The organism is Gloeotrichia echinulata CP02, assembly GCA_038087035.1.
Lineage (GTDB): Bacteria > Cyanobacteriota > Cyanobacteriia > Cyanobacteriales > Nostocaceae > Gloeotrichia > Gloeotrichia echinulata.
Genome location: CP051187.1, coordinates 1087420 through 1107395 on the forward strand (window position 1 = coordinate 1087420; position 19976 = coordinate 1107395).

Annotated in this window: 17 protein-coding genes; 13 read left to right on the forward strand and 4 right to left on the reverse strand. The window is 38.7% G+C overall.

What is annotated here, in order from left to right; genetic code table 11:
- Positions 1-156 precede the first annotated feature (156 nt).
- Positions 157-2742 (forward strand): adenylate/guanylate cyclase domain-containing protein, encoded by a 2586-nt coding sequence (locus tag HEQ19_04930; GenBank protein ID WYL98954.1) that lies wholly within the window; start codon positions 157-159, stop codon positions 2740-2742.
- 435 nt (positions 2743-3177) lie between these two features.
- On the opposite strand, the gene HEQ19_04935 is transcribed toward HEQ19_04930, so the two are convergent.
- Positions 3178-5421 carry a polysaccharide biosynthesis tyrosine autokinase gene (locus tag HEQ19_04935; GenBank protein WYL98955.1) on the reverse strand — a complete coding sequence of 748 codons (2244 nt, stop codon included), beginning with the start codon at positions 5419-5421 and terminating at the stop codon, positions 3178-3180.
- 1287 nt (positions 5422-6708) lie between these two features.
- On the opposite strand from HEQ19_04935, the gene HEQ19_04940 reads away from it, so the two are divergent.
- The 3 genes from HEQ19_04940 to HEQ19_04950 all read left to right on the forward strand — a co-directional run bounded on the left by HEQ19_04940 (position 6709) and on the right by HEQ19_04950 (position 10301).
- Complete coding sequence (locus HEQ19_04940) at positions 6709-8160, forward strand: glycosyltransferase family 4 protein (GenBank protein ID WYL98956.1); 1452 nt, start codon at positions 6709-6711, stop codon at positions 8158-8160.
- A gap of 446 nt (positions 8161-8606) precedes the next feature.
- Positions 8607-9032 carry a hypothetical protein gene (locus tag HEQ19_04945; protein WYL98957.1) on the forward strand — a complete coding sequence of 142 codons (426 nt, stop codon included), beginning with the start codon at positions 8607-8609 and terminating at the stop codon, positions 9030-9032.
- A gap of 432 nt (positions 9033-9464) precedes the next feature.
- Positions 9465-10301 (forward strand): ABC transporter permease, encoded by an 837-nt coding sequence (locus HEQ19_04950; GenBank protein ID WYL98958.1) that lies wholly within the window; start codon positions 9465-9467, stop codon positions 10299-10301.
- Between the two features lie 207 nt (positions 10302-10508).
- Here the strand turns inward: HEQ19_04950 and HEQ19_04955 are convergent, their stop codons facing one another.
- The gene (locus HEQ19_04955; protein WYL98959.1) at positions 10509-10697 is read right to left on the reverse strand and encodes a hypothetical protein; all 189 of its coding nucleotides are present in this window, start codon (positions 10695-10697) and stop codon (positions 10509-10511) included.
- Between the two features lie 71 nt (positions 10698-10768).
- On the opposite strand from HEQ19_04955, the gene HEQ19_04960 reads away from it, so the two are divergent.
- The 6 genes from HEQ19_04960 to HEQ19_04985 all read left to right on the forward strand — a co-directional run bounded on the left by HEQ19_04960 (position 10769) and on the right by HEQ19_04985 (position 17209).
- Complete coding sequence (locus HEQ19_04960) at positions 10769-10960, forward strand: hypothetical protein (protein WYL98960.1); 192 nt, start codon at positions 10769-10771, stop codon at positions 10958-10960.
- A 77-nt stretch (positions 10961-11037) separates the two neighbouring features.
- Positions 11038-12318, forward strand: coding sequence for an ABC transporter ATP-binding protein (locus tag HEQ19_04965; protein ID WYL98961.1), 1281 nt, complete (start codon positions 11038-11040; stop codon positions 12316-12318).
- 2 nt (positions 12319-12320) lie between these two features.
- Positions 12321-13091 (forward strand): class I SAM-dependent methyltransferase, encoded by a 771-nt coding sequence (locus HEQ19_04970; protein WYL98962.1) that lies wholly within the window; start codon positions 12321-12323, stop codon positions 13089-13091.
- Positions 13092-13093: 2 nt separating this feature from the next.
- Positions 13094-15085: a hypothetical protein gene (locus HEQ19_04975; protein ID WYL98963.1), complete on the forward strand. Its 1992-nt coding sequence runs from the start codon at positions 13094-13096 to the stop codon at positions 15083-15085.
- A 55-nt stretch (positions 15086-15140) separates the two neighbouring features.
- Positions 15141-15995: a methyltransferase domain-containing protein gene (locus tag HEQ19_04980; GenBank protein ID WYL98964.1), complete on the forward strand. Its 855-nt coding sequence runs from the start codon at positions 15141-15143 to the stop codon at positions 15993-15995.
- The gene (locus HEQ19_04985) at positions 15992-17209 is read left to right on the forward strand and encodes a glycosyltransferase family 4 protein (GenBank protein ID WYL98965.1); all 1218 of its coding nucleotides are present in this window, start codon (positions 15992-15994) and stop codon (positions 17207-17209) included. Before HEQ19_04980 ends, HEQ19_04985 begins: the two co-directional genes overlap by 4 nt.
- A gap of 313 nt (positions 17210-17522) precedes the next feature.
- Here the strand turns inward: HEQ19_04985 and HEQ19_04990 are convergent, their stop codons facing one another.
- The gene (locus HEQ19_04990; protein ID WYL98966.1) at positions 17523-17789 is read right to left on the reverse strand and encodes a hypothetical protein; all 267 of its coding nucleotides are present in this window, start codon (positions 17787-17789) and stop codon (positions 17523-17525) included.
- Positions 17790-18206: 417 nt separating this feature from the next.
- On the opposite strand from HEQ19_04990, the gene HEQ19_04995 reads away from it, so the two are divergent.
- From HEQ19_04995 to HEQ19_05005, 3 genes are all read left to right on the forward strand, one after another.
- Positions 18207-18404, forward strand: coding sequence for a DUF2281 domain-containing protein (locus HEQ19_04995; protein WYL98967.1), 198 nt, complete (start codon positions 18207-18209; stop codon positions 18402-18404).
- Positions 18405-18632: 228 nt separating this feature from the next.
- A complete protein-coding gene (locus tag HEQ19_05000) occupies positions 18633-19058 on the forward strand; it encodes a DUF29 family protein (GenBank protein ID WYL98968.1) in 426 nt (141 codons plus the stop codon).
- Positions 19059-19116: 58 nt separating this feature from the next.
- Positions 19117-19554 carry a DUF29 domain-containing protein gene (locus tag HEQ19_05005; GenBank protein WYL98969.1) on the forward strand — a complete coding sequence of 146 codons (438 nt, stop codon included), beginning with the start codon at positions 19117-19119 and terminating at the stop codon, positions 19552-19554.
- Positions 19555-19588: 34 nt separating this feature from the next.
- On the opposite strand, the gene HEQ19_05010 is transcribed toward HEQ19_05005, so the two are convergent.
- The gene (locus HEQ19_05010; protein ID WYL98970.1) at positions 19589-19762 is read right to left on the reverse strand and encodes an alpha/beta hydrolase; all 174 of its coding nucleotides are present in this window, start codon (positions 19760-19762) and stop codon (positions 19589-19591) included.
- Positions 19763-19976: the final 214 nt, after the last annotated feature.

Consider the following 19976-nt stretch of genomic DNA (forward strand, 5'->3'; position numbering starts at 1 on the left):
CCTAATATTTTTTAAATTTTATTATTTGTTTTCCCCGGTTTTCCACAGGATGACGCTGGCTCAACTACAGATTAAACTGTGGATAATGTCAAGCAATTGTTGCTAGAAGCAACACTTAATTTGTAAAATCTAATCCTCTTATATCAAAATCTACTTATGTCAGTGCATCCACAAAGTTATAAAGAGAGTGCCAATTTGATTATTGGTCTTCGGAACCAAGAAAAGAGCTATTTGCCAGTAAATTCTGCTCCTGTAGGCGCTCTTTCTGCAAGACAAGGAACTATTTCGATTTTTCTTGAGCCGCTAACTCAGGATACTTTTAAACAGGTTGTTAAGGAAGTCGAACAAAAACTACAGATTGTTCATCAAACTCTGTCAATGTTGGATTCTCAAGGTTTTGACAAAATCTTGGAGGAAATGTTACATTCAATTACCTTGAAGACCGGGGAATTGCTAGGAGCAGACCGGACAACTATATTTTTATTAGATGAAGATAAACAAGAATTGTGGTCAATTTTGGCTGAGGGGGAAGGTGATCGCTCTTTAGAAATTCGTATTCCAGCAGATAAAGGTATTGCTGGTGAAGTAGCGACTTTCAAAAAAGTGATCAATATTCCCTTTGATTTTTATGAAGATTTACGCTCGGTATTTGCTCAGGAACAAGAAAAAATTACCGGCTACCGTACTTATACTATGTTGGCTTTGCCGTTGTTGAATGAACAAGGGCAATTAGTGGCAGTGGTACAATTACTGAATAAATTAAAACAACCCAATAATTCAGTCTATACGATTGCGGAGCGTATTGACACCAAGGGATTTACCAAAGCTGACGAAGAATTATTTCAAGAATTTGCACCTTCAATTCGTATAATTTTAGAGTCTTCACGTTCCTTTTATGTAGCTACGCAAAAACAAAGAGCTGTAGCGGCGCTAATGAAGGCGATTAAGTCGCTTTCTCAAAGCAGTTTGGACTTAGAAGATACTCTTAAACGGGTGATGGATGAAGCCAAGGAACTGATGAATGCTGATCGCAGTACCCTGTGGCTCATAGACAGCGATCACGATCAATTATGGACGACAATCACCCAAGATAATGGGACAACTAAAGAGTTACGAATACCAATAGGTAAAGGCTTTGCTGGGATAGTAGCAGCATCTGGTAAAAAGCTGAATATTCCCTTTGATTTATATGATCATCGAGACTCGGATACCGCCAAACAAATTGACCAACAAAATGGTTATCGCACCTGTAGCTTATTATGTATGCCAGTGTTTAACGCTGACCAAAAATTAATTGGTGTTACCCAATTAGTAAATAAAAAGAAATCAGGGAATTTTCCCGCTTATAATCCAGAAGATTGGTCTAAAGCTCCCGAATGCTTCCAAGCTAGTTTTGATAACAATGATGAAGAGTTCATGGAAGCTTTTAATATTCAAGCGGGGGTGGCGTTGCAAAATGCTCAGTTGTTTGCGACAGTCAAGCAACAAGAACAAATGCAACGGGACATTCTGCGGAGTCTTTCTAATGGTGTAGTTTCTACTGATAAAACCGGATTAATTATTGCGGCGAATGAAAGTGCGAAGCGCTTGTTAGGTCTAGAAGAAGCAGACCGTTTAGAAGGTAAACTAATTAATAATGTCATTGGTATTAAAGAAGGTGACTTTAGTAAATGGTGCCGGGATGCTTTACAAGCAACTGACTTAAAAGGGCGTCAGCAATATTATCCTGATCGCATACTCGTTACCCCGGGAACAGAACAGCATAGTATTAATTTATCAATTAACACCATTGCCGATGCTAGCGATGAACAACAAGTTTGTGGTGCATTAGTTGTGATGGAAGATATTAGTGATGAAAAGCGGCTAAAAAGTACGATGTACCGCTATATGACCCAAGAATTAGCTGAGGAATTACTAAAATTAGATGATGCTAAATTAGGGGGCGATCGCAAAGAAGTTTCGATTTTATTTTCTGATATTCGTGGTTATACTACTTTGACAGAAAATTTGCAAGCTGAAGAAGTAGTGAGTATGCTCAATGAATATTTTGAATCAATGGTGGAGGCAGTTTTTAAACATAAAGGCACCCTAGATAAATATATCGGTGATGCTATTATGGCTGTGTTTGGTTCTCCCCTCCCCTTAGAATCACACGCTTGGATGGCAGTACAAACGTCCTTAGAAATGCGCCATCGGTTAGATGAATTTAATCGGCGTCGCCATGCAGATGATAAACCCAAAATCAAGATTGGTATTGGCATCAATTCTGATACTGTAATTAGTGGTAATATTGGCTCTAGTAAGCGAATGGAATTTACTGCTATTGGCGATGGTGTTAACCTTGGTTCCCGATTAGAAAGTGTCAGTAAACAGTACGGTTGTGACATCATTCTTAGCGATAACACTTATAAACCTTGCCAAGAAAATATTTGGGCTAGGGAACTAGATTACATCCGCGTTAAAGGCAGAAATGAGCCAGTAGCTATCTACGAATTAGTGGGTTTGCGTTCTGACCCGATTAATAGCGAAAAATTAACAGTAATTGAGCATTATGATCAAGGGCGTGAGTATTACCTCAAACGCCAATTTATTAGTGCCAAAACTCACTTTGCTAAGGTTTTGGCTGCTGATAGCAATGATAAAGCAGCGATGTTACATGTGCGACGTTGTGAGCATTGGTTACAATCACCCCCTTCAGATGCAGATTGGGAAGAGGGCGTCTGGACTTTTCAGGAGAAATAAGGGGATTGCACTTCTCTGCGAGACGCTACGCGTAGCTTGCTTCCACGTAGTGGTACGGCTCCGCTCAGTGACCAGGGATTGGGGGAGGTTCAAAGGCTCAAGTTTCAGGCTCAAAGGCTGAACTCCTAATACCAATTCAAAATACCAATTCAAAAAATCTTTGCAAGACATCGATAATCTGTAGGGGCGCAAGGCCTTGCGCCCCCTACCCTATCTGTCTCATTCTTTTTTCAAATTGGTATAACTCCCAATCCCTAGTCCCGCGATTTCAAACTATTTGTTTAGCCGGATAAATTTTTAGATACCCCTAAATCCACACGATATGATACCAGCTGTAGGGGCACGGCAATGCCGTGCCCCCACTCGCTCCTACATGTGTCAGCGTTTTAGTGGTATTGTATAAGACTTTGAAATCGCGGGACTAGTCCCCAATCCCTAGTCCCTTCTTGATGCGTAAGTAGTTGATAATGATTTGTTAGCAGTACTATAGTAGTCGTCATAACCACTGAATTTTGTCTTATCCCCGTTGATCACGATACCTAAAACATTGATAGGAGAAATTTTTAGGCTATCTTGAGCTTGTGTCAGTCCCAATTTGTCTGTTTTGTCTAACCTAATTACTAGAACGGCACCATCAGTGTGGGGTGCGAGAACTCTCACATCAACTAGTCCCACGAGTGGAGGAACATCATAAATTACTAAATCAAAGGTTTGATGAAAATGTGCCATCAGTTGCTTCATCTTTTCGGACGAAAGTAACCTACCGGGGTCAGGTGGTATTGGACCAGAAGTAATTACAGATAATTCGTCCATCTGAGGTGATTGCTGAATCACTTGTTCCACTGGTATATTTGTAGAAATTAAATTACTCAGTCCCCACAGATTATTTAAGTTCGATACATGGTGAACTTGAGGCCGACGTAAATCAGCATCTACAAGTAGGACTCGTTTCCCCATTGCTGTAGCTATCTGAGCTAGTTGAAATGCAACTGTACTTTTACCGTCTCCTGGTAAAGCTGAACTAATAACTAATGACCGAATGGGTTGATCGGAATTGAGCAATTGAATATTCGTATAAAGTACCTGTACAGATTCCCAAAATTGTCCTTGTCCGTAGTAGCGATTGCGTGGCGATTGACGCCTAAAAATATTAGACAGCCCAGGAATACCTGGAGAAATCCGATTTGATACTCTTTCTCTGCTTGGAAGTCTTGAGTTCAAATTGCGGTATTGATTGGATTGACTATTTTGCAGCTTCTTATCAAAGGGGAGAATTCCTAACAACGGTAATTTGATTTTATTCTTGATAGATTCGACCGTATGGTAGGTATTATCAGCTTTCTCCATGAGTAAGGCTGCGCCGATTCCAGAGATTAAACTAGCGACTAATCCCAATATCAAACCACGGGGAATATCTGGAGATATAGGGTCTTGAGGTTGAACCGCTGCTTGTATTAATTGCCAAGTTAGTTCTGTCTGAGCTACCTCAATCTGTAGATTTTCGCGCGTAGTTAAAAACCGATTTAGACTGTCAGTTGCAAACTGTAAATCGCGCTGAAGCTCGTTGTATTTTCTGGCGATAACTGGTAATTGCTTAATTTGTTGCCTTAATTGGTTTTCTACTTTGACAAGCTCTTGGCTTTGTACTTCTAAAATCTTAATTTGAGATGCCACTTCTGCAGATTTTACACCCATGATTCGCTGTGCCTCTTGTTGTAGCAAGGGCATCAGATTTTGCCTTTTTTCTTGCAATGTTTGCATGACTGGATTATCTCCTTGAAAGCGAGCTAATTCCACAGCAAATTGGGCTTCTAATTGTTGCATCTGACCAAGTAACTGCTGATACAAAGGTGCATTATTCAGTGCTGCTAGTTCTCCCTCTTTACCCTCTAAATTAGAGAAAGTGGCACGAGATGCAATTAACTGTTGATCAACCGTTAGTCTTTGAGTGATCAAGGCGTTAATTTGACCAGTAATTTGCCCTATCTGGGTTTCAGGGGTAATAAAGTTATTGTTTTGGCGGAAGAGTTGCAGCTCGTTTTGCAACTTATTCACGCGATTTATGATGGATGGTAGTTGTTTTTCCACAAACTGAACACCCTGACGTAACTTAGTTTGCTTCTTTTCTAAGCTGTAGTTTAAGTAATAGTTAGCAATTGTGTCTAGGACTACTTTAATCTTCTTTGGATCATTACTTTGATATTTAACTTCTATAATTTTAGTTTCACCTAGACGCCGAATAGTTAAAAATCTCAGCAAATTATCATAATTAATCCCTGAATAAGCAGGTTGTAATTGATTAACAATACTTCCCATTAATTCAGGACTTTTGAGTACCTGAATTTGACTTGGGTAATCTAGACTTGGTTTAGCTAAGTTATTATCTACGCCTAGTCTACTTAAAGTTTTATCATCGTTTACTGGTTCAACTAAAAGTTGAAAACTGCTTTCATATACTGGTTTTTGTTTCAGGGTAGAGTAGGCAACAATACCCATAACAACAGTGGCTACGCCTACAATTACTAGCGAACGTCGTTGTATAATCCCCAGAAATTGGCGCAAATCCAAGTCATTAGCTTCTTTTTCAAAGAATGAAAAAGGTTGAGATGGGACTGGACGAGAGACACCATTTCCATTTCGTTCGTAGCTTGAGGTTTTAGTAGAATGATTTTCATTCATGGATTTGTATTGGGTAATAAGCTAGACAATATTTGTATAAGAGCTTTCAGCACCCAGGGTGTCATCAGTTAACTTGTAAAAAATACAGGGTATAGCGAACAGGGAATGGGGTATACGGTAAGAGAGAAGCTAATACGATTCGGTGCCAAAATAAGTGTTTTGGCTTGGCTAACTATCGTTGTCACTTATTTAGTTTACTCTGTGAGTGGTTTTAGGGCAAGAATACTAGGTTACAAAAGCTGCAATTTCAATCTGACTCGAATCAAAAGTTCTGAAAACAAGAAATAGCATAGGACTGTGCGAAATTAAAAATATTGCCCCCGAACAAGTGAAATATCAAAATTGAAAACCCTTTATTTTTAAGCTTTCTGGCTGTTTTGCATGGCAGCTTTATTTCCGCGATGAAATAATAATATACTTTCTTTACCTGCTTATGAATAACGTTATCTTAACAAGAATTATCATAAATATTTTTTAGATAAATAAAATAATATATTCCTCAAGCTAACAAAAGATTAACCTTTCCAAGAAAAATATTTAGGCACTATTTTAGCTAAAATAATTATATTAACTGGAATACCAAAAAGTATAATTACTCAGCTATAATTGCTCACTTTGCTGAGATTAAATGCTCTGATATACCTTGTATTAAAGAGGTTTAGAACTGTTTTTGCAATACTTTTAGCTTTTATAGCCTGGTTGATAGCACTGTAATAAAAGCAGATTTTCTTTCTACAAATTTTATAAATTTGATAATTTGCATTATGCTATACACACATTTTATGCTTATGGGTTTAAATTAATAACAATTAGAGGGTGTTTAAAAAGCGATTAGAAATCGCGGCTACACAGACAAAACCCGCACTTCTCTGCGAGACGCTGCGCGAACGACAAGCTCAGTGACCACCTGCGCGGGTTCAAAACTTTGATTTCTCATTAGTCCGCCCAGGCGGACTTCTCTGGGAGACGCTAGTTAAGAGGGGTCTGGGTGACTTTAAAAATGGTTTAACGCCTCAGAATAAGTGGTGAGTGAAACAGTTATTTTTCATCGGTGTCCGCAGTTGATGTCCGCTAGTTAGAGTAACACACCGAAATTTTTAGTGATGCTTCCTCACACATAAACTGTCGCTGCACTCGAAGGCGATTGACGCAACAATTCGGAATTCGTAATGGGCTACACCCCGCTACGAAGTGCGGAATTATCATCGAGGAAAAATAATTTCCCTCGATGATTGCAGTCAATTTCACCTGAGTGTCTGAAAATTTGTCAAGAGGACAATATAGCCAATGACATTCAGTGAATGGTTGAAAAAATCCTGGCTAACAACATATACCTTGAAAGTATCTCCAAGTAAGCAGTTAAGTAAAACTGATCAAGAGTTACATCTCAATAACAAGGTAGAAATTACCAATGAGAACCACCTCAAAGTGGATAATTATTCCACACTGAAATTCCCTCTTATATCCTGGCGTCAATCTCCAGAGCATGAGAGTTTGTATGGTCGGTTGCTGAAATTGAAATTATCGGTGATAACTGAGTTCTTTCCCCCTGATTACGCAGCTACGGGACAGTTAATTGAAGAACTGGTCAGACACTTAGAGCTACAAGGGGTAGACATTGAGGTGTTTACAGGTCAGCCTGGATATGCGTATGGGACTGCTAGCGCTCCAACAGTAGAACAATTGGGTCAAATCCGAGTTCAGCGATCGCGCTCTGCTCAACTTTGGTCTGGGCGAGTTCGTGGTAAAGCTATAAATGGTGTCTTGTTTACATTGCGTGCTGTTGTCCATCTGTTCAGACATAGGCGTCGTCAAGATGTAGTTTTGCTGACTTCAGCTCCGCCATTCTTACCGATTATCGGATATCTGGCCCATCTGTGTTTTGGAGTGTCTTATGTTTGCTTAATTTATGATATTTATCCAGATATTGCGATCGCCCTAGACGTTATCCCCAGGAATCATTGGCTAGCAAGATTTTGGTATGCACTCAACAGAAAGATTTGGCGCCGAGCCAAGGGGATTGTCGTTCTCAGTCCCGCGATGAAGCAACAGATACTGGCTACCTGTCCAGAGGTTGCTGATCGGGTTTCGGTGATTCATAGTTGGGGTGATCCTGAATTAATTGTACCAATTGCCAAAAAAGATAACTGGTTTGTTCAGAAATATAAACTAGGTAACAAATTTACAGTCGTCTATTCTGGTAATATGGGCAGGTGTCACGACATGAATACGATTCTGGAGGCCGCAAAATGGCTGAAAGATGAGCCAATTCAATTTCTTTGTATTGGCGGTGGTCCCAAACTCGAAGGTTTTATCCAGGAGGTCAATCAATTAGGACTAAGCAATTTTATTTTTCTACCGTATCAAGAAAAACAAGTGCTGCCATACTCTTTGACAGCTGGCGATCTGTCTCTAGTAAGTGTAGAAGCTGGGATGGAAAGTCTAGTTGCTCCTAGTAAACTTTATCCAGCTTTAGCAGCTGGAAGACCCGTAGCAGTGATTTGTTCACAGCATTCATACTTAAGGCAACTGATTGTAGATGCCAAGTGTGGAGAGACTTTTGAGAATGGAAACGGTTATGCTCTAGCAGAATATATTCGGCTGCTGAATAGCGATCGACAATTAGCAGAAAATTTGGGCAGGGCATCTCGTCAGTATTTGCAGTCACATTTTACGCCAGAAATCATAGCCAAACAATATTTGAGGGTGCTATATAAGGCTATTTCTTCAGGGTATTAGGTGCTTTGTGTGTACTAATACTAAATCTGCATTAATTAGTAGTTAGGTATTTAATTTGCACTATCAGGGCGGATAACAGGCCGCTCCCACAAGAGATTGATTTTTTTGCAGATGCAAATTAATAGCCTGGATCTCAAATCTGACTTATAGATAGATTTCGCAGGGTTGGTAGTAGCGCTTAATCGCAAGTACCAACAATGTCTAGCATTCATTTACAGAATTGCTATTTCAGGTGCTAAAGGCATTTACTACCAAAGAAGTAATAGTCTAAACCGATTGAGGATAAGAATCAGCCTGGTTGATTGCTTATACATAAAAAAGCTGCGCTGAATTTTTCTCCTGAAATTAAATATCTTACCTACTTGAGGAGTTGGGCTTTGATGGTCTATATTGATCTCAGTCCCTCGAACGTAACCTTGTTGTGTCTACTGATGCGGGAGGCCGAAATGCAGAGAAGGTGTGATCGAAATCGGAAACGTTCTAAGCGAAGAGCAATCTATTGTTTGGAGCATAAGTGCTATATCGATAGCGTGAGTCAAAAATATCCTTTGTTTGCTGAACGACCAGGACAGCTACAACAGCGAGGGATAGGGCGACGGGATGCGCTGATATTGGTGGCGGCTAAAACCGCAGTTCCTTTAGTCGGTGAGTGGTTGGAGGCTTTTTGGTGTGAACAATGCCAGGAAACAAAGTGGTATCACGTTTGTAAGCGCGAATCTACCTATGAGTTGTCAATTGTACCAGCAGAACTGTGGCAACAAGCAACAGGAGTGATTGCTGCCAATGGCAATCCTTCAGTAGGTGAGTTTACTCTCAGACATTCGCGGATGGTTGGTTTCAACGGTGTTAAGGATTTTAAGTTTATCAATTGACATAAGTAGGTCGGCGCAAATAAACCGTACGGTCGAGGGTCGTCATTTGTCCTTTGTCATTGGTCATTGGTAAGAGTTTCAGGCTTGTTTACTTTTATTAACATAGTTTGGTTTATTTCTGCCTACTTACTTGCAATTAAAAAAATCGCCAATTTGTCATAGGCTATTTGTGGAGATAGGCCTTGTGGGCATAGGGCATGGGGCATTGGTTAATTTTTCGTGCCCCATGCCCCATGCCCAACCCAAACCCTTGATTTATAGCGTTTCTCGCCCTAGTAAGGTACACCCGTAGGGGCACGGCATTGCCGTGCCCTTAAACCGCGTGATACAATTTTGTACCTCACTTAACTGAGAATCGCTATAGAGTTACTCCATGCGTAAGTCCTATAAATAATTAAATAATTAAATAATTAAATAATTAAATAATTAATTATGAAAAACACTATTTCTCAGCCTGAGTTGATAATTGAAGCTGGACGGACAGAAAAGCAATATTGGAAAGATTTATGGCGTTATCGAGAGTTATTTTACTTCCTAGCATGGCGAGATATTTTAGTTAGATACAAGCAAACGGCAATTGGTATTGCTTGGGCGCTAATTCGGCCATTTCTGACTATGGTAGTGTTTACAGTTGTGTTTGGACAGTTAGCAAAGTTGCCTTCCCAAGGTGCGCCTTATCCAATTTTAGTGTTTTCGGCAATGTTGCCTTGGCAGTTTTTTGCTAACTCACTTTCCGAATGCAGTAATAGTTTAATTAGCAATGCCAATTTAATTTCTAAAGTCTATTTTCCTCGTTTAGTTGTACCTACCAGTGCAGTCGTAGTGAGTTTTGTAGACTTTTTGATTTCGGGAATGATTTTGTTAGGGTTAATGGCTTGGTATAACTTTGTTCCCACTTGGCGAATTTTAACATTGCCATTGTTTATTGTTATAGCCTTTGCTGCTGCAACGGGCGCTGGTTTATGGCTGGCTTCTTTAAATGTGCAATATCGCGATTTCCGTTTTATTGTGCCGTTTATTGTGCAGTTTGGTCTATATATTTCGCCAGTAGGATTTAGCAGCAATATTGTTCCAGAACAGTGGCGATTTCTTTACTCATTAAACCCAATTGTTGGGGTAATTGATGGTTTTCGCTGGGCAATTTTGGGCGGTGAATCGAAATTATATCTCCCTGGGTTCTTCCTGTCTTTAGGATTAGTCTTATTATTATTAATTAGTGGGATTTGGTATTTCCGCAAGATGGAACGGACTTTCGCAGATGTGATTTAACGTAGGTACAAGAACCCCACCCCCAACGCCCTAAGCGCAAGCGAGGAGGGGGGTATGATATACCTGACTAGTAGTCTGTCAATTTTGTTTTGAGGGATTTTTGGTAGTGTGAGCGTCTCGCTCACGCGGGCAAGATGCCCGCACTACAGTCCATCATTTTTATCTTGACAGAGTACTAGAGCGGTAAGCGCTATACCCAAAGACACCCTAGGGATTTAACTCACTAAAATTGTTGATTTTTACTTCACCATCGTCAAAACGCGCCACTATTTCTAGTTCACGCAATTCATCAAGTGCCATCTCTTCTTTTAATTGTGCTTTTTTCGCTGCTATTTTTGCTTTTCTCGCTGGAGAAAAATCTTGAGTTAACTGAGAAAATTTGTGATGTCCTGTCATATCAATCCTTCCTCTCTAATCTCCTGAAGGTACTCATTATAAAAAACTCGCACCGGATGGAGTTTTAGGGAATGGGGCATGGGGCATGGGGCATCGAGGAAAGTCACCAATATGCAGTTAAATATTACGTCGATGTAATATTAGCAGATTTTTCAGGCGATCGCTCTTTTGAGCAAAACAGCAATGCGATCGCCATCACCGCCGAAGTGCCCTGGCGATTAGAAATCGCGGCTACACAAGCAAAACCTGCCTCCGCAGGTTAGAAAAACCTTAATTTTGCCTACGTATATTTCAAAAATCAAATAATAGTCCTATATACCTACTAATAACCAAAAAGCCAATGTCTGACACTGTTATTCGAGTTGAAAATCTCGGTAAAAAATATATTATTGGGCATCAGCAACAAGAACGTTATACTGCTCTGCGGGATGTAATTGCTAATAAAGTTAAATCTCTTGGTACTTTCATCCAAAATCCCAAATCCCAAATCCAAAATTCCTCGGAGGAGTTTTGGGCGCTGAAGGATGTGTCTTTTGAAATTAAACAGGGTGACAGAGTAGGAATTATTGGGCGCAATGGTGCGGGTAAATCAACACTATTAAAGATTTTAAGCCGGATTACGGAACCGACAAAAGGCAGCATTAAAATTAAGGGAAGGGTTGCTAGTTTGTTGGAGGTGGGTACGGGGTTTCATCCTGAGTTAACTGGTAGGGAGAATATCTATCTCAATGGTGCAATTTTGGGGATGAGTAAGGAGGAGATTAAACGCAAGTTTGATGAGATTGTAGCGTTTGCGGAGATTGAGAAGTTTTTAGATACGCCAGTGAAGCGGTATTCTTCGGGGATGTATGTGCGGTTGGCGTTTGCGGTAGCGGCGCATTTGGAGCCGGAGATTTTGATTGTGGATGAGGTGTTGGCGGTGGGGGATGCTCAGTTTCAGAAGAAGTGTTTGGGGAAAATGGAGGATGTGGGGAAGGAGGGAAGGACAGTTTTATTTGTGAGTCATAATATGACAGCAGTGCAGCAGCTAACTAACAAAGGGGTAGTCTTACAAAAGGGGCAACTGCTCATGATTGGAGATACAACTACTACTATTGAAAAATATTTGAGTTCTTCAATTGACTATTCTACTAGTGTCTACAATGTAGAAATGTCTCCTCGACGTTATCCTGACCTACCACGCCAAGTTGAATTTTTAACATTAGAGCTTGAAAATTATCCTACGAAGATAGTTCCTGCTGATAAAGAGATTCATCTTAGAATAACCGTTCGTGGTAACCAGGCAGTTGATAGGTTTCGCTTCAGTATGACTCTATTCCGTGTAGATGGCACACCTATAGGTAGTTTCTTCAGTGAAAATGGGCAATCTTTACAACGAGGAGAAATTGCAACTTATCGCTTAATTTTAAGAGATTTACGATTAGCACCAGGAATGTATTCTTGTGGTTTAGCAACAGGCAAAGGAAATCATCGAGAAGGGCATATTGATTTTGATATTGTTCTTGATGTTTTACATTTTGAGGTTATGCCCCCTGAAGGGATAGACGGAACTCGATCACATTGGGTTCCAGGATGGGGAGCGATTCGGCTTGTTGAACCAGTTGTGACTAGAGTTGCTTAATTATGTTAAAAACAGACTCGCTCAAAATTGACTACACTCGCTATTACGAGAAATGGCATTCAGACACACCTGAACATATTCAGGCAATGAAACAATACTTTAAAGGGATGCTTTCTCAATTTCTGCCTCCAGATAAAAATATTCGCATTTTAGAAGTTGGTTGTGGTATGGGGTTTGCACTCCTTGCATTACAAAACTTAGACTATCCTTTTGTTGAAGGGATTGATATTGATAAAGGACAAGTTCAATCCTGCTTAAACAAGAACCTGAATGTTACTCATGTTGAGGATTCGGTTGAGTATCTCAAAAATTTTTCGCATACATATGATTTAATTTTCGCTTTTGATGTCATTGAGCATGTACCTTACAATGCACAACTCAGTTTTACAAACGCTATTTTCAATGCATTAAAACCAAATGGTCAGTTCGTTTGTACAGTTCCCAATGCAAATTCAGGTTTAGCTAGTCGTTGGCGTTATATTGACTGGACACACCATATTAGTTTCACAGAGCATAGTTTAGACTTTCTTTTATACAACGCAGGCTTTCAAAGCATTGAAGTTGTTGCAACTGAGTTTTTTCATCCACCCAGTTTCAGATGGTTTTTTAGTCGTTCGATCTTTAGAAGTTGGTTTTGGAAGACTATTTTACAATGGACAATTTTTCGCTTTATACGTGGTTTCCGTAGGCTAGAAATGATTGCTGAACTTGGATGGGATCAGGGCATTAGTGTGCCCCTTTCTCTAAATTTATTAGCTAGAGGGAGTAAGTAATTATGAAAAATAATGTTTACTCCTTTGATGTGTTTGATACAGTCTTAGTTCGCAAGTGGGCAAAACCAACTGATTTATTTTTGGAACTAGGTTCTATACTTTTGCAAGCTGAACTGATAAATATATCTGCCGAAAAGTGGAAAAATCTTAGAGAATCAGCGGAAAGAGAAGCAAAAAGCAGAAGTGTTTCCGGTGAAGTGACTCTAATTCAAATTTATGAAGTGCTTGCCCAGAATTTAGGCTGGACAAGCACTGAAATTGAACATTCAATAAATGCTGAAGTTGAATTAGAATTTACTAGTCTTTACCCCGTTAAAGAAACTCAGCAGAAAATTCAACATCTGCACCAAGATGGTCAGCGAGTTATCTATCTTTCTGATATGTACCTATCTTCAGAGGTGATTAGGCGTTTTCTCAAACATCATCAAATATGGCAAGAGGGAGACATACTCTATGTTTCTTCAGACTTCAATGTTAATAAAGCGTCAGGAAAACTATTTGAAGTTTCTTTAATTAAAGAAGGAGTTAAAGCTTCTCAATTAGTACATCTGGGTGATAACAATTATTCAGATGTAAAGATGCCCAGGAAGCTTGGCATTCAGGCTCAACACTTTAATGAAACTCAGCTTAATCGCTACGAGCAAATTTTAGCAAATTCTGAAGACCTGCCGTTGAAGTTTCGTTCTCTTTTAGCAGGTACAAGTCGCCTCTGTCGTCTCCAAAACCCGGGAACTAATCTTCATAATCGTGTTATTTGGGATACCGCAGCTAATGTCATTGCTCCTGTTCTGTTTGGTTTTGTTCATTGGTGCTTATCAGAAGCACAAACAAAGGGAATTCAGAGACTATATTTCGTTGCCAGGGATGGGCAAATTTTACTGAAGATAGCTAAGGTTATTTGTGAAAAATGGAATTACGCCATTGACTGCCGATATTTGTATGGTTCTCGTCAAGCATGGCATTTTCCAGCGATTACCGAAATTGGTGAAACTGAACTTGATTGGATATTTGATCCAACTCAATTTTTATCAGTAAATTCTGTTTGTGAACGTGTTAACTTAAATCCTGAACAAATAGAACATACTTTAGTCAAAGAGGGTTTCTCTAAAGAACTTTGGGATAAAAACCTTGATAATCAGCAAAGGTTATTGCTAAAACAGATTTTTGAGAAACAGGAAGTTACTCAATTAATCATAGAGATAGCTGCAACATATCGTGAAAAAGCCATTGGATATTTTCAGCAAGAAGGATTAGGAAATGCAATACCTTTTGGGATTGTAGATATTGGCTGGCATGGCAGATTACAACGTTCTCTGAGTAAACTATTGAGTTTATCTGGTATTTATCCTGCCTCTGGAGTATCCGGTTTTTATTTTGGTTTATCAAAAAGGTTTAAGGTATTTCCAAAAGATAATTTATTTGCTTATTTCTCTGATGTTGATTCCCCTTCAGAACGAGATAATTTGTGTCACAGAGCATTGTTAGAATTATTTGTTGCTGCTGATCATGGCGGAACAGTCAGATTTGAAAAACAGAATGGCGCTTTTACTCCAATACTTCGTTCTCAAGACAATACGAAAGCTTTGCAGTGGGGATTGCAAGTATTGCATTCTAGTATTTCCTCCTATGCAAATCAGTTAACCATATGTTTAAAATCTAGCGATGTTGACACAGACACCTTACTCAGATCGTCAGAAAAAGTTTTGAAAGAATTCATAAAATTTCCCAATATAAATGAATCTGAGGTGTTTGGTTCTTATATCTTTGCGGAAGATCAGACCGATAACATTTTGTATGATATAGCTCCTAAATATCGATTTATTAATGCTATTAATTTAATTTTTAATGGGTATCATATACACCACAACATTTGGTTTGCGGCTTCAATGCAAAGAACTAGTCCTTGGATTAGATTGATACTTAATAATAAAATCATAGCAAGTGCATGGAAGATAAAATTATTCATAGGGAGATTGAAGAAGATAATTTCATAATAAAATAAACTCTATTTTTTACCTTCGCTTTGAAAGTATATATTTTTCTACAAATATGCATTATCTTAACCTTGGTTGCGGCAATCGCTTTGACCCAAGTTGGACAAACCTCAACTTTACATCAACTGGGGAAGGTGTAATCCCCCATGATTTGACACAAGGAATCCCCTTTCCTGATGAATCATTTGATGTAGTCTACCACTCTCATGTATTGGAACATTTCCCCAAAGCAGAAGCAGAGCCTTTTATTCAAGAGTGCTATCGTGTTTTACGTCCTCAAGGAATTTTGAGAGTAGTGGTTCCAGATCTTGAGCAAATTGCCAAGATATATCTCGAATCCCTTGAGCAGGCAATTACTGGCTCTCAGGAATGGGGTAATAACTATGATTGGATATTACTAGAAATGTATGACCAAACAGTCAGAAATGAATCTGGCGGAGAAATGATTGCTTACCTTTTTCGTGAATATATTCCTAATGGAGAATTTGTGATTCAGCGCCTGGGAGTTGAAGGAAAAAATTTGATTGAATCTGGACATCAACACCGCCAGCACTTGAAATCAGAAAGTTATTCACAAAGTCAAAGAGTGCCATTTATAAAAAAGTTTTATCGGTTTCTCCGTTATCCTAACTATCGCCAAGAAACATTACTCAAACTTGTGCTTGGTCAGGAGTACAAAGCACTACAAATTGGACGGTTTCGCCAAAGTGGGGAAGTTCATCAATGGATGTATGATCGTTACTCATTATCCTTACTTCTAAAAAAATGCGGGTTTCAAAATATTCTTCAACAAACAGCGGCTACAAGTTATATTCCTAATTGGACTTGCTTTAATCTCGATACAGAACCGGATGGTAGTGTTTACAAACCTGATTCTATGTTTTTAGAGGCTATTAAACCATCTGTATGAAAATTTTACAAATCAACCAATCCGACATAGCAGGTGGAGCAGCTATAGCAGGCTACCGCCTTCACCAAGGTTTATTAAACCAAGGTATTGACTCAAAACTGCTAGTTGGGATTGTGAAAACAGATAGCGATCGCGTGGCGGTTGTTCCTTCTAGAACTCGTGTTGATAATCTTGTTCGTCGTGTTACTTGGCGCATTGGTTTTAACTACGTTGACCAAATTAGCAGCTTTGACATTTCTCAGCATAGATTTTATCAAGATGCAGATGTACTAAATTTTCACAATCTTCATACTGGTTACTTTAACTATTTAGTTATTCCTAAATTAACGCAATCTAAACCTGCTATATTTACGCTCCATGATATGTGGAGCTTTACCGGACATTGCGCTTATAGTTTTGACTGCGATCGCTGGACAATTGGCTGTGGTAAATGTCCCTATCCCGATACCTACCCAGAAATTAAGCGTGATAATACGCGCCTAGAATGGAAACTGAAAGACTGGGTTTACAGTAAATCTCATCTTACCATTGTAACTCCCAGCAAATGGTTGAGTGAGCAAGCAAAAAAAAGTATGCTTAATCGCTTTCCTATTCATCACATACCAAATGGTATTGATACAGAGGCTTATCAACCCATAGATGCAGAAAAATGTAGAGATATTTTAGGTATTGCACCAAACAAAAAAGTTCTCATGTTTGGTGCTGAAAGCCTTAAGGATTCGCGTAAAGGTGCAGACTTACTGGTAAAAGCGCTACAAAACTTGCCTGAAGCGTTAAAATCAGAAATATTATTACTAACTTTGGGTAATGGAAGCGAAAAAACTACCGATTTAGTCGGAATACCAACTTTAAACCTGGGTTATGTGAGCAGCGATCGCCTCAAGTCAATAGCCTATTCTGCGGCTGACTTATTTATTTTTCCCACTCGTGCTGATAATTTACCCTTAGTACTGCAAGAGAGTATGGCTTGTGCTACTCCAATGATTTCCTTTAAAATTGGTGGTGTAGCTGATTTAGTGCGACCAGGAATAACTGGTTATCTAGCTCAACCAGAAGATATACAAGATTTCAGTAATGGTATTGTCCAATTACTCGAAGACACCGAGTTAAGAAAAAATATGAGCGACAACTGTCGAAAAATTGCCATCAAAGAATATTCTTTAGAACTACAAGCAAAACGTTATATAGAACTATATAAACAGGTATTGCGATAACGTGCGCTTGCCAAAGGCGATAATAATGACATTTGTCATTGGTAAGCATTAGGACTAGTCCCGCGATTTCAAACTATTTGTTTAGCCGGATGAATTTTTAGATACCCCTAAATCCACACGATATGATACCAGCTGTAGGGGCACGGCAATGCCGTGCCCCTACGCGAAATCTACATGTGTCAGCGTTTTAGTGGTATTGTATAAGACTTTGAAAACACGCCCTAGCATTAGGACTTACGCACTGTACAAATTAGCTATTATGTGCATAACGATTGGTTAAGAAAACAAGTGCCTAGGTTAAGAAAACAAGTACCTAGGTTAAGAAAACAAGTACTTTCGTTACCAAGACAAGTACTTTCGTTACCAAGACAACTACTTTCGTTACCAAGACAAGTACTTTCGTTACCAAGACAACTACTTTCGTTACCAAGACAAGTACTTTCGTTACCAAGACAACTACTTTCGTTACCAAGACAACTACTTTCGTTACCAAGACAACTACTTTCGTTACCAAGACAACTACTTTCGTTACCAAGACAACTACTTTCGTTACCAAGACAACTACTTTCGTTACCAACACAAGTTCGTAGCGATGGCTGCGTCCACCTACCGCCTGTTTTTTCCTAATTTCTCTTAGTGCATTATTTATCTAATTTGTCAATGCGTAAGTCCTAAGTATTTGGGGCATGAATCTTGGGATAACTGGTTTGATACCTATAGCGGTTCTCAGTTGGATACAATACAAAATTATATCGTCGCGTGTAGGGGCACGGCACTGCCGTGCCCTTACGAGTGTATTGGACTCAACCGATAACCGCTATATAGTGTGTCATCATATTTCATGACCTTTCGAGAACAGCCAGAAGAGCAAATTCGGGAGTGTTTTTAAAGTTTGTGGAAATGATCCTCAACATCTCCCATTCCGTGAATAAAAAAATCTATTATGCTCTTTGAGAATTGCTCTAAAATATAGAAGGTGCTAATCTGGAGAGTTGCCATGACTTCCCAAACACTGAATATAACTGAGACATTAATTGCCCAACTGCAAACTCTACCACCAGAACAACAACAGATGGTGGTAAATTTTGTGGAATTTCTCGCCCATAAACACGCCCAATCCCAACCTAGCCAGCAACGGGTGCTTGGTTTGAACCAAGGAGAGATTTGGATAAGTGAAGACTTTAATGATCCTTAGTAGGTCGGCTATTGAACATTACTAGTTAGGGTTGTGATTTGTGATTTGTCATTTGTGATTTGTGATTTGTGATTTGTGATTTGTCATTTGTCATTTGTCATTGGTAAGCATTTGGGGCATATTTACATTTCGTAATATAGTTTTGTTTTTTTCGCGCTGACTTACTTATTTTTGCGAAAAAGATCGATTAAAATGAGAATATGCACCTAAACAAAAAATAGGTTGGTTATGGAAGAGTTATTACTATTACGTGAATTAATTGCGAAGCAGGAATATGAACAAGCACTAGAAATTGTCAATGAACTTGAAGAAATGTCAAGGGAAGATAAATTAAATAAGATTTATAGCTATGCAGTAATTTTGCTCCTACATTTAATTAAACAAGATGCAGAAAAACGTAGCACTCGTTCCTGGGAATTTTCTATTTATAATAGTACCAAAGAAATTAATAAAGTGAATAGACGTAAGAAGTCGGGTGGTTTTTATGCTAACGAAGAGGAATTAAAAGAAATTTTAACTGATGCTTTTGATACTGCTATAAAAAAAGCAGCTTTAGAAGCTTTTGAAGGTATATATACAGATAATGAACTTAAACAAATAATTGATGAAGACGAAATTAAAGGTAAAGCCCTGAGTTTGATTTATGATAATTAAGTAAGTCAGATCTAAAATGGTGAAGCCAAATCTCCCAGAGATTAATTAAGGAGTGGCTATGACACAAAAACAACTTTATGAACGAGACTTTTACACCTGGTCTCTACAGCAAGCTCAACTATTAAGAGAAAAGAAATTTGAGCAAGTTGACTGGGATAATCTGATAGAAGAGGTTGAAGACTTGGGGCGTAGTGAATATAGGGCTTTAATATCTGCTATTGAACAGTTGACACTACATCTCTTAAAATGGCAATTTCAAGAAAATAATCGCTGCTCAAGCTGGCGACATTCTATTGATAAGCAGCGTATTCAAATTGAACGTTTATTAGAAGATAATCCTGGACTACAAGGAAAAATTGAGGAAATTATCGAAAAAGGTTATAAGTACGGTCGCAAAGGAGCAATTAAAGAAACTGACTTACCAGATAGTTTATTTCCTGTTACTTGTTTGTATAGTTGGCAAGAATTAATTGACGATAGTTTTTTCCCAAATTAATCATAAGAATGAGTAATGAGTGATGAGTTATGAGTTATGAGTTATGAGTTATGAGTGATGAGTGATGAGTAATGAGTAATGAGTAATGAGTAATGAGTAATGAGTAATGAGTAATGAGTAATGAGTAATGAGTAATGAGTAATGAGTAATGAGTAATGAGTAATGAGTAATGAGTAATGAGTAATGAAAGAATTAAGTAGGTTGGCACAATTAAACAGAACTACATAAACTTATGTAAAGCATCAGAAACGCTTTGAATATAAGCTTTTAAGCGATTTACATTTCTTAATCTAGTTGTGTTTTTTAACGCCCACTTACTTATTAAGATATTAACAACTTCAACCAACAAGTTGAAAGAAAAATAAAAAATAATCCACTCATCACTCATCACTCATTATAGCGTTTCTCGCCCTAGTGAGGTA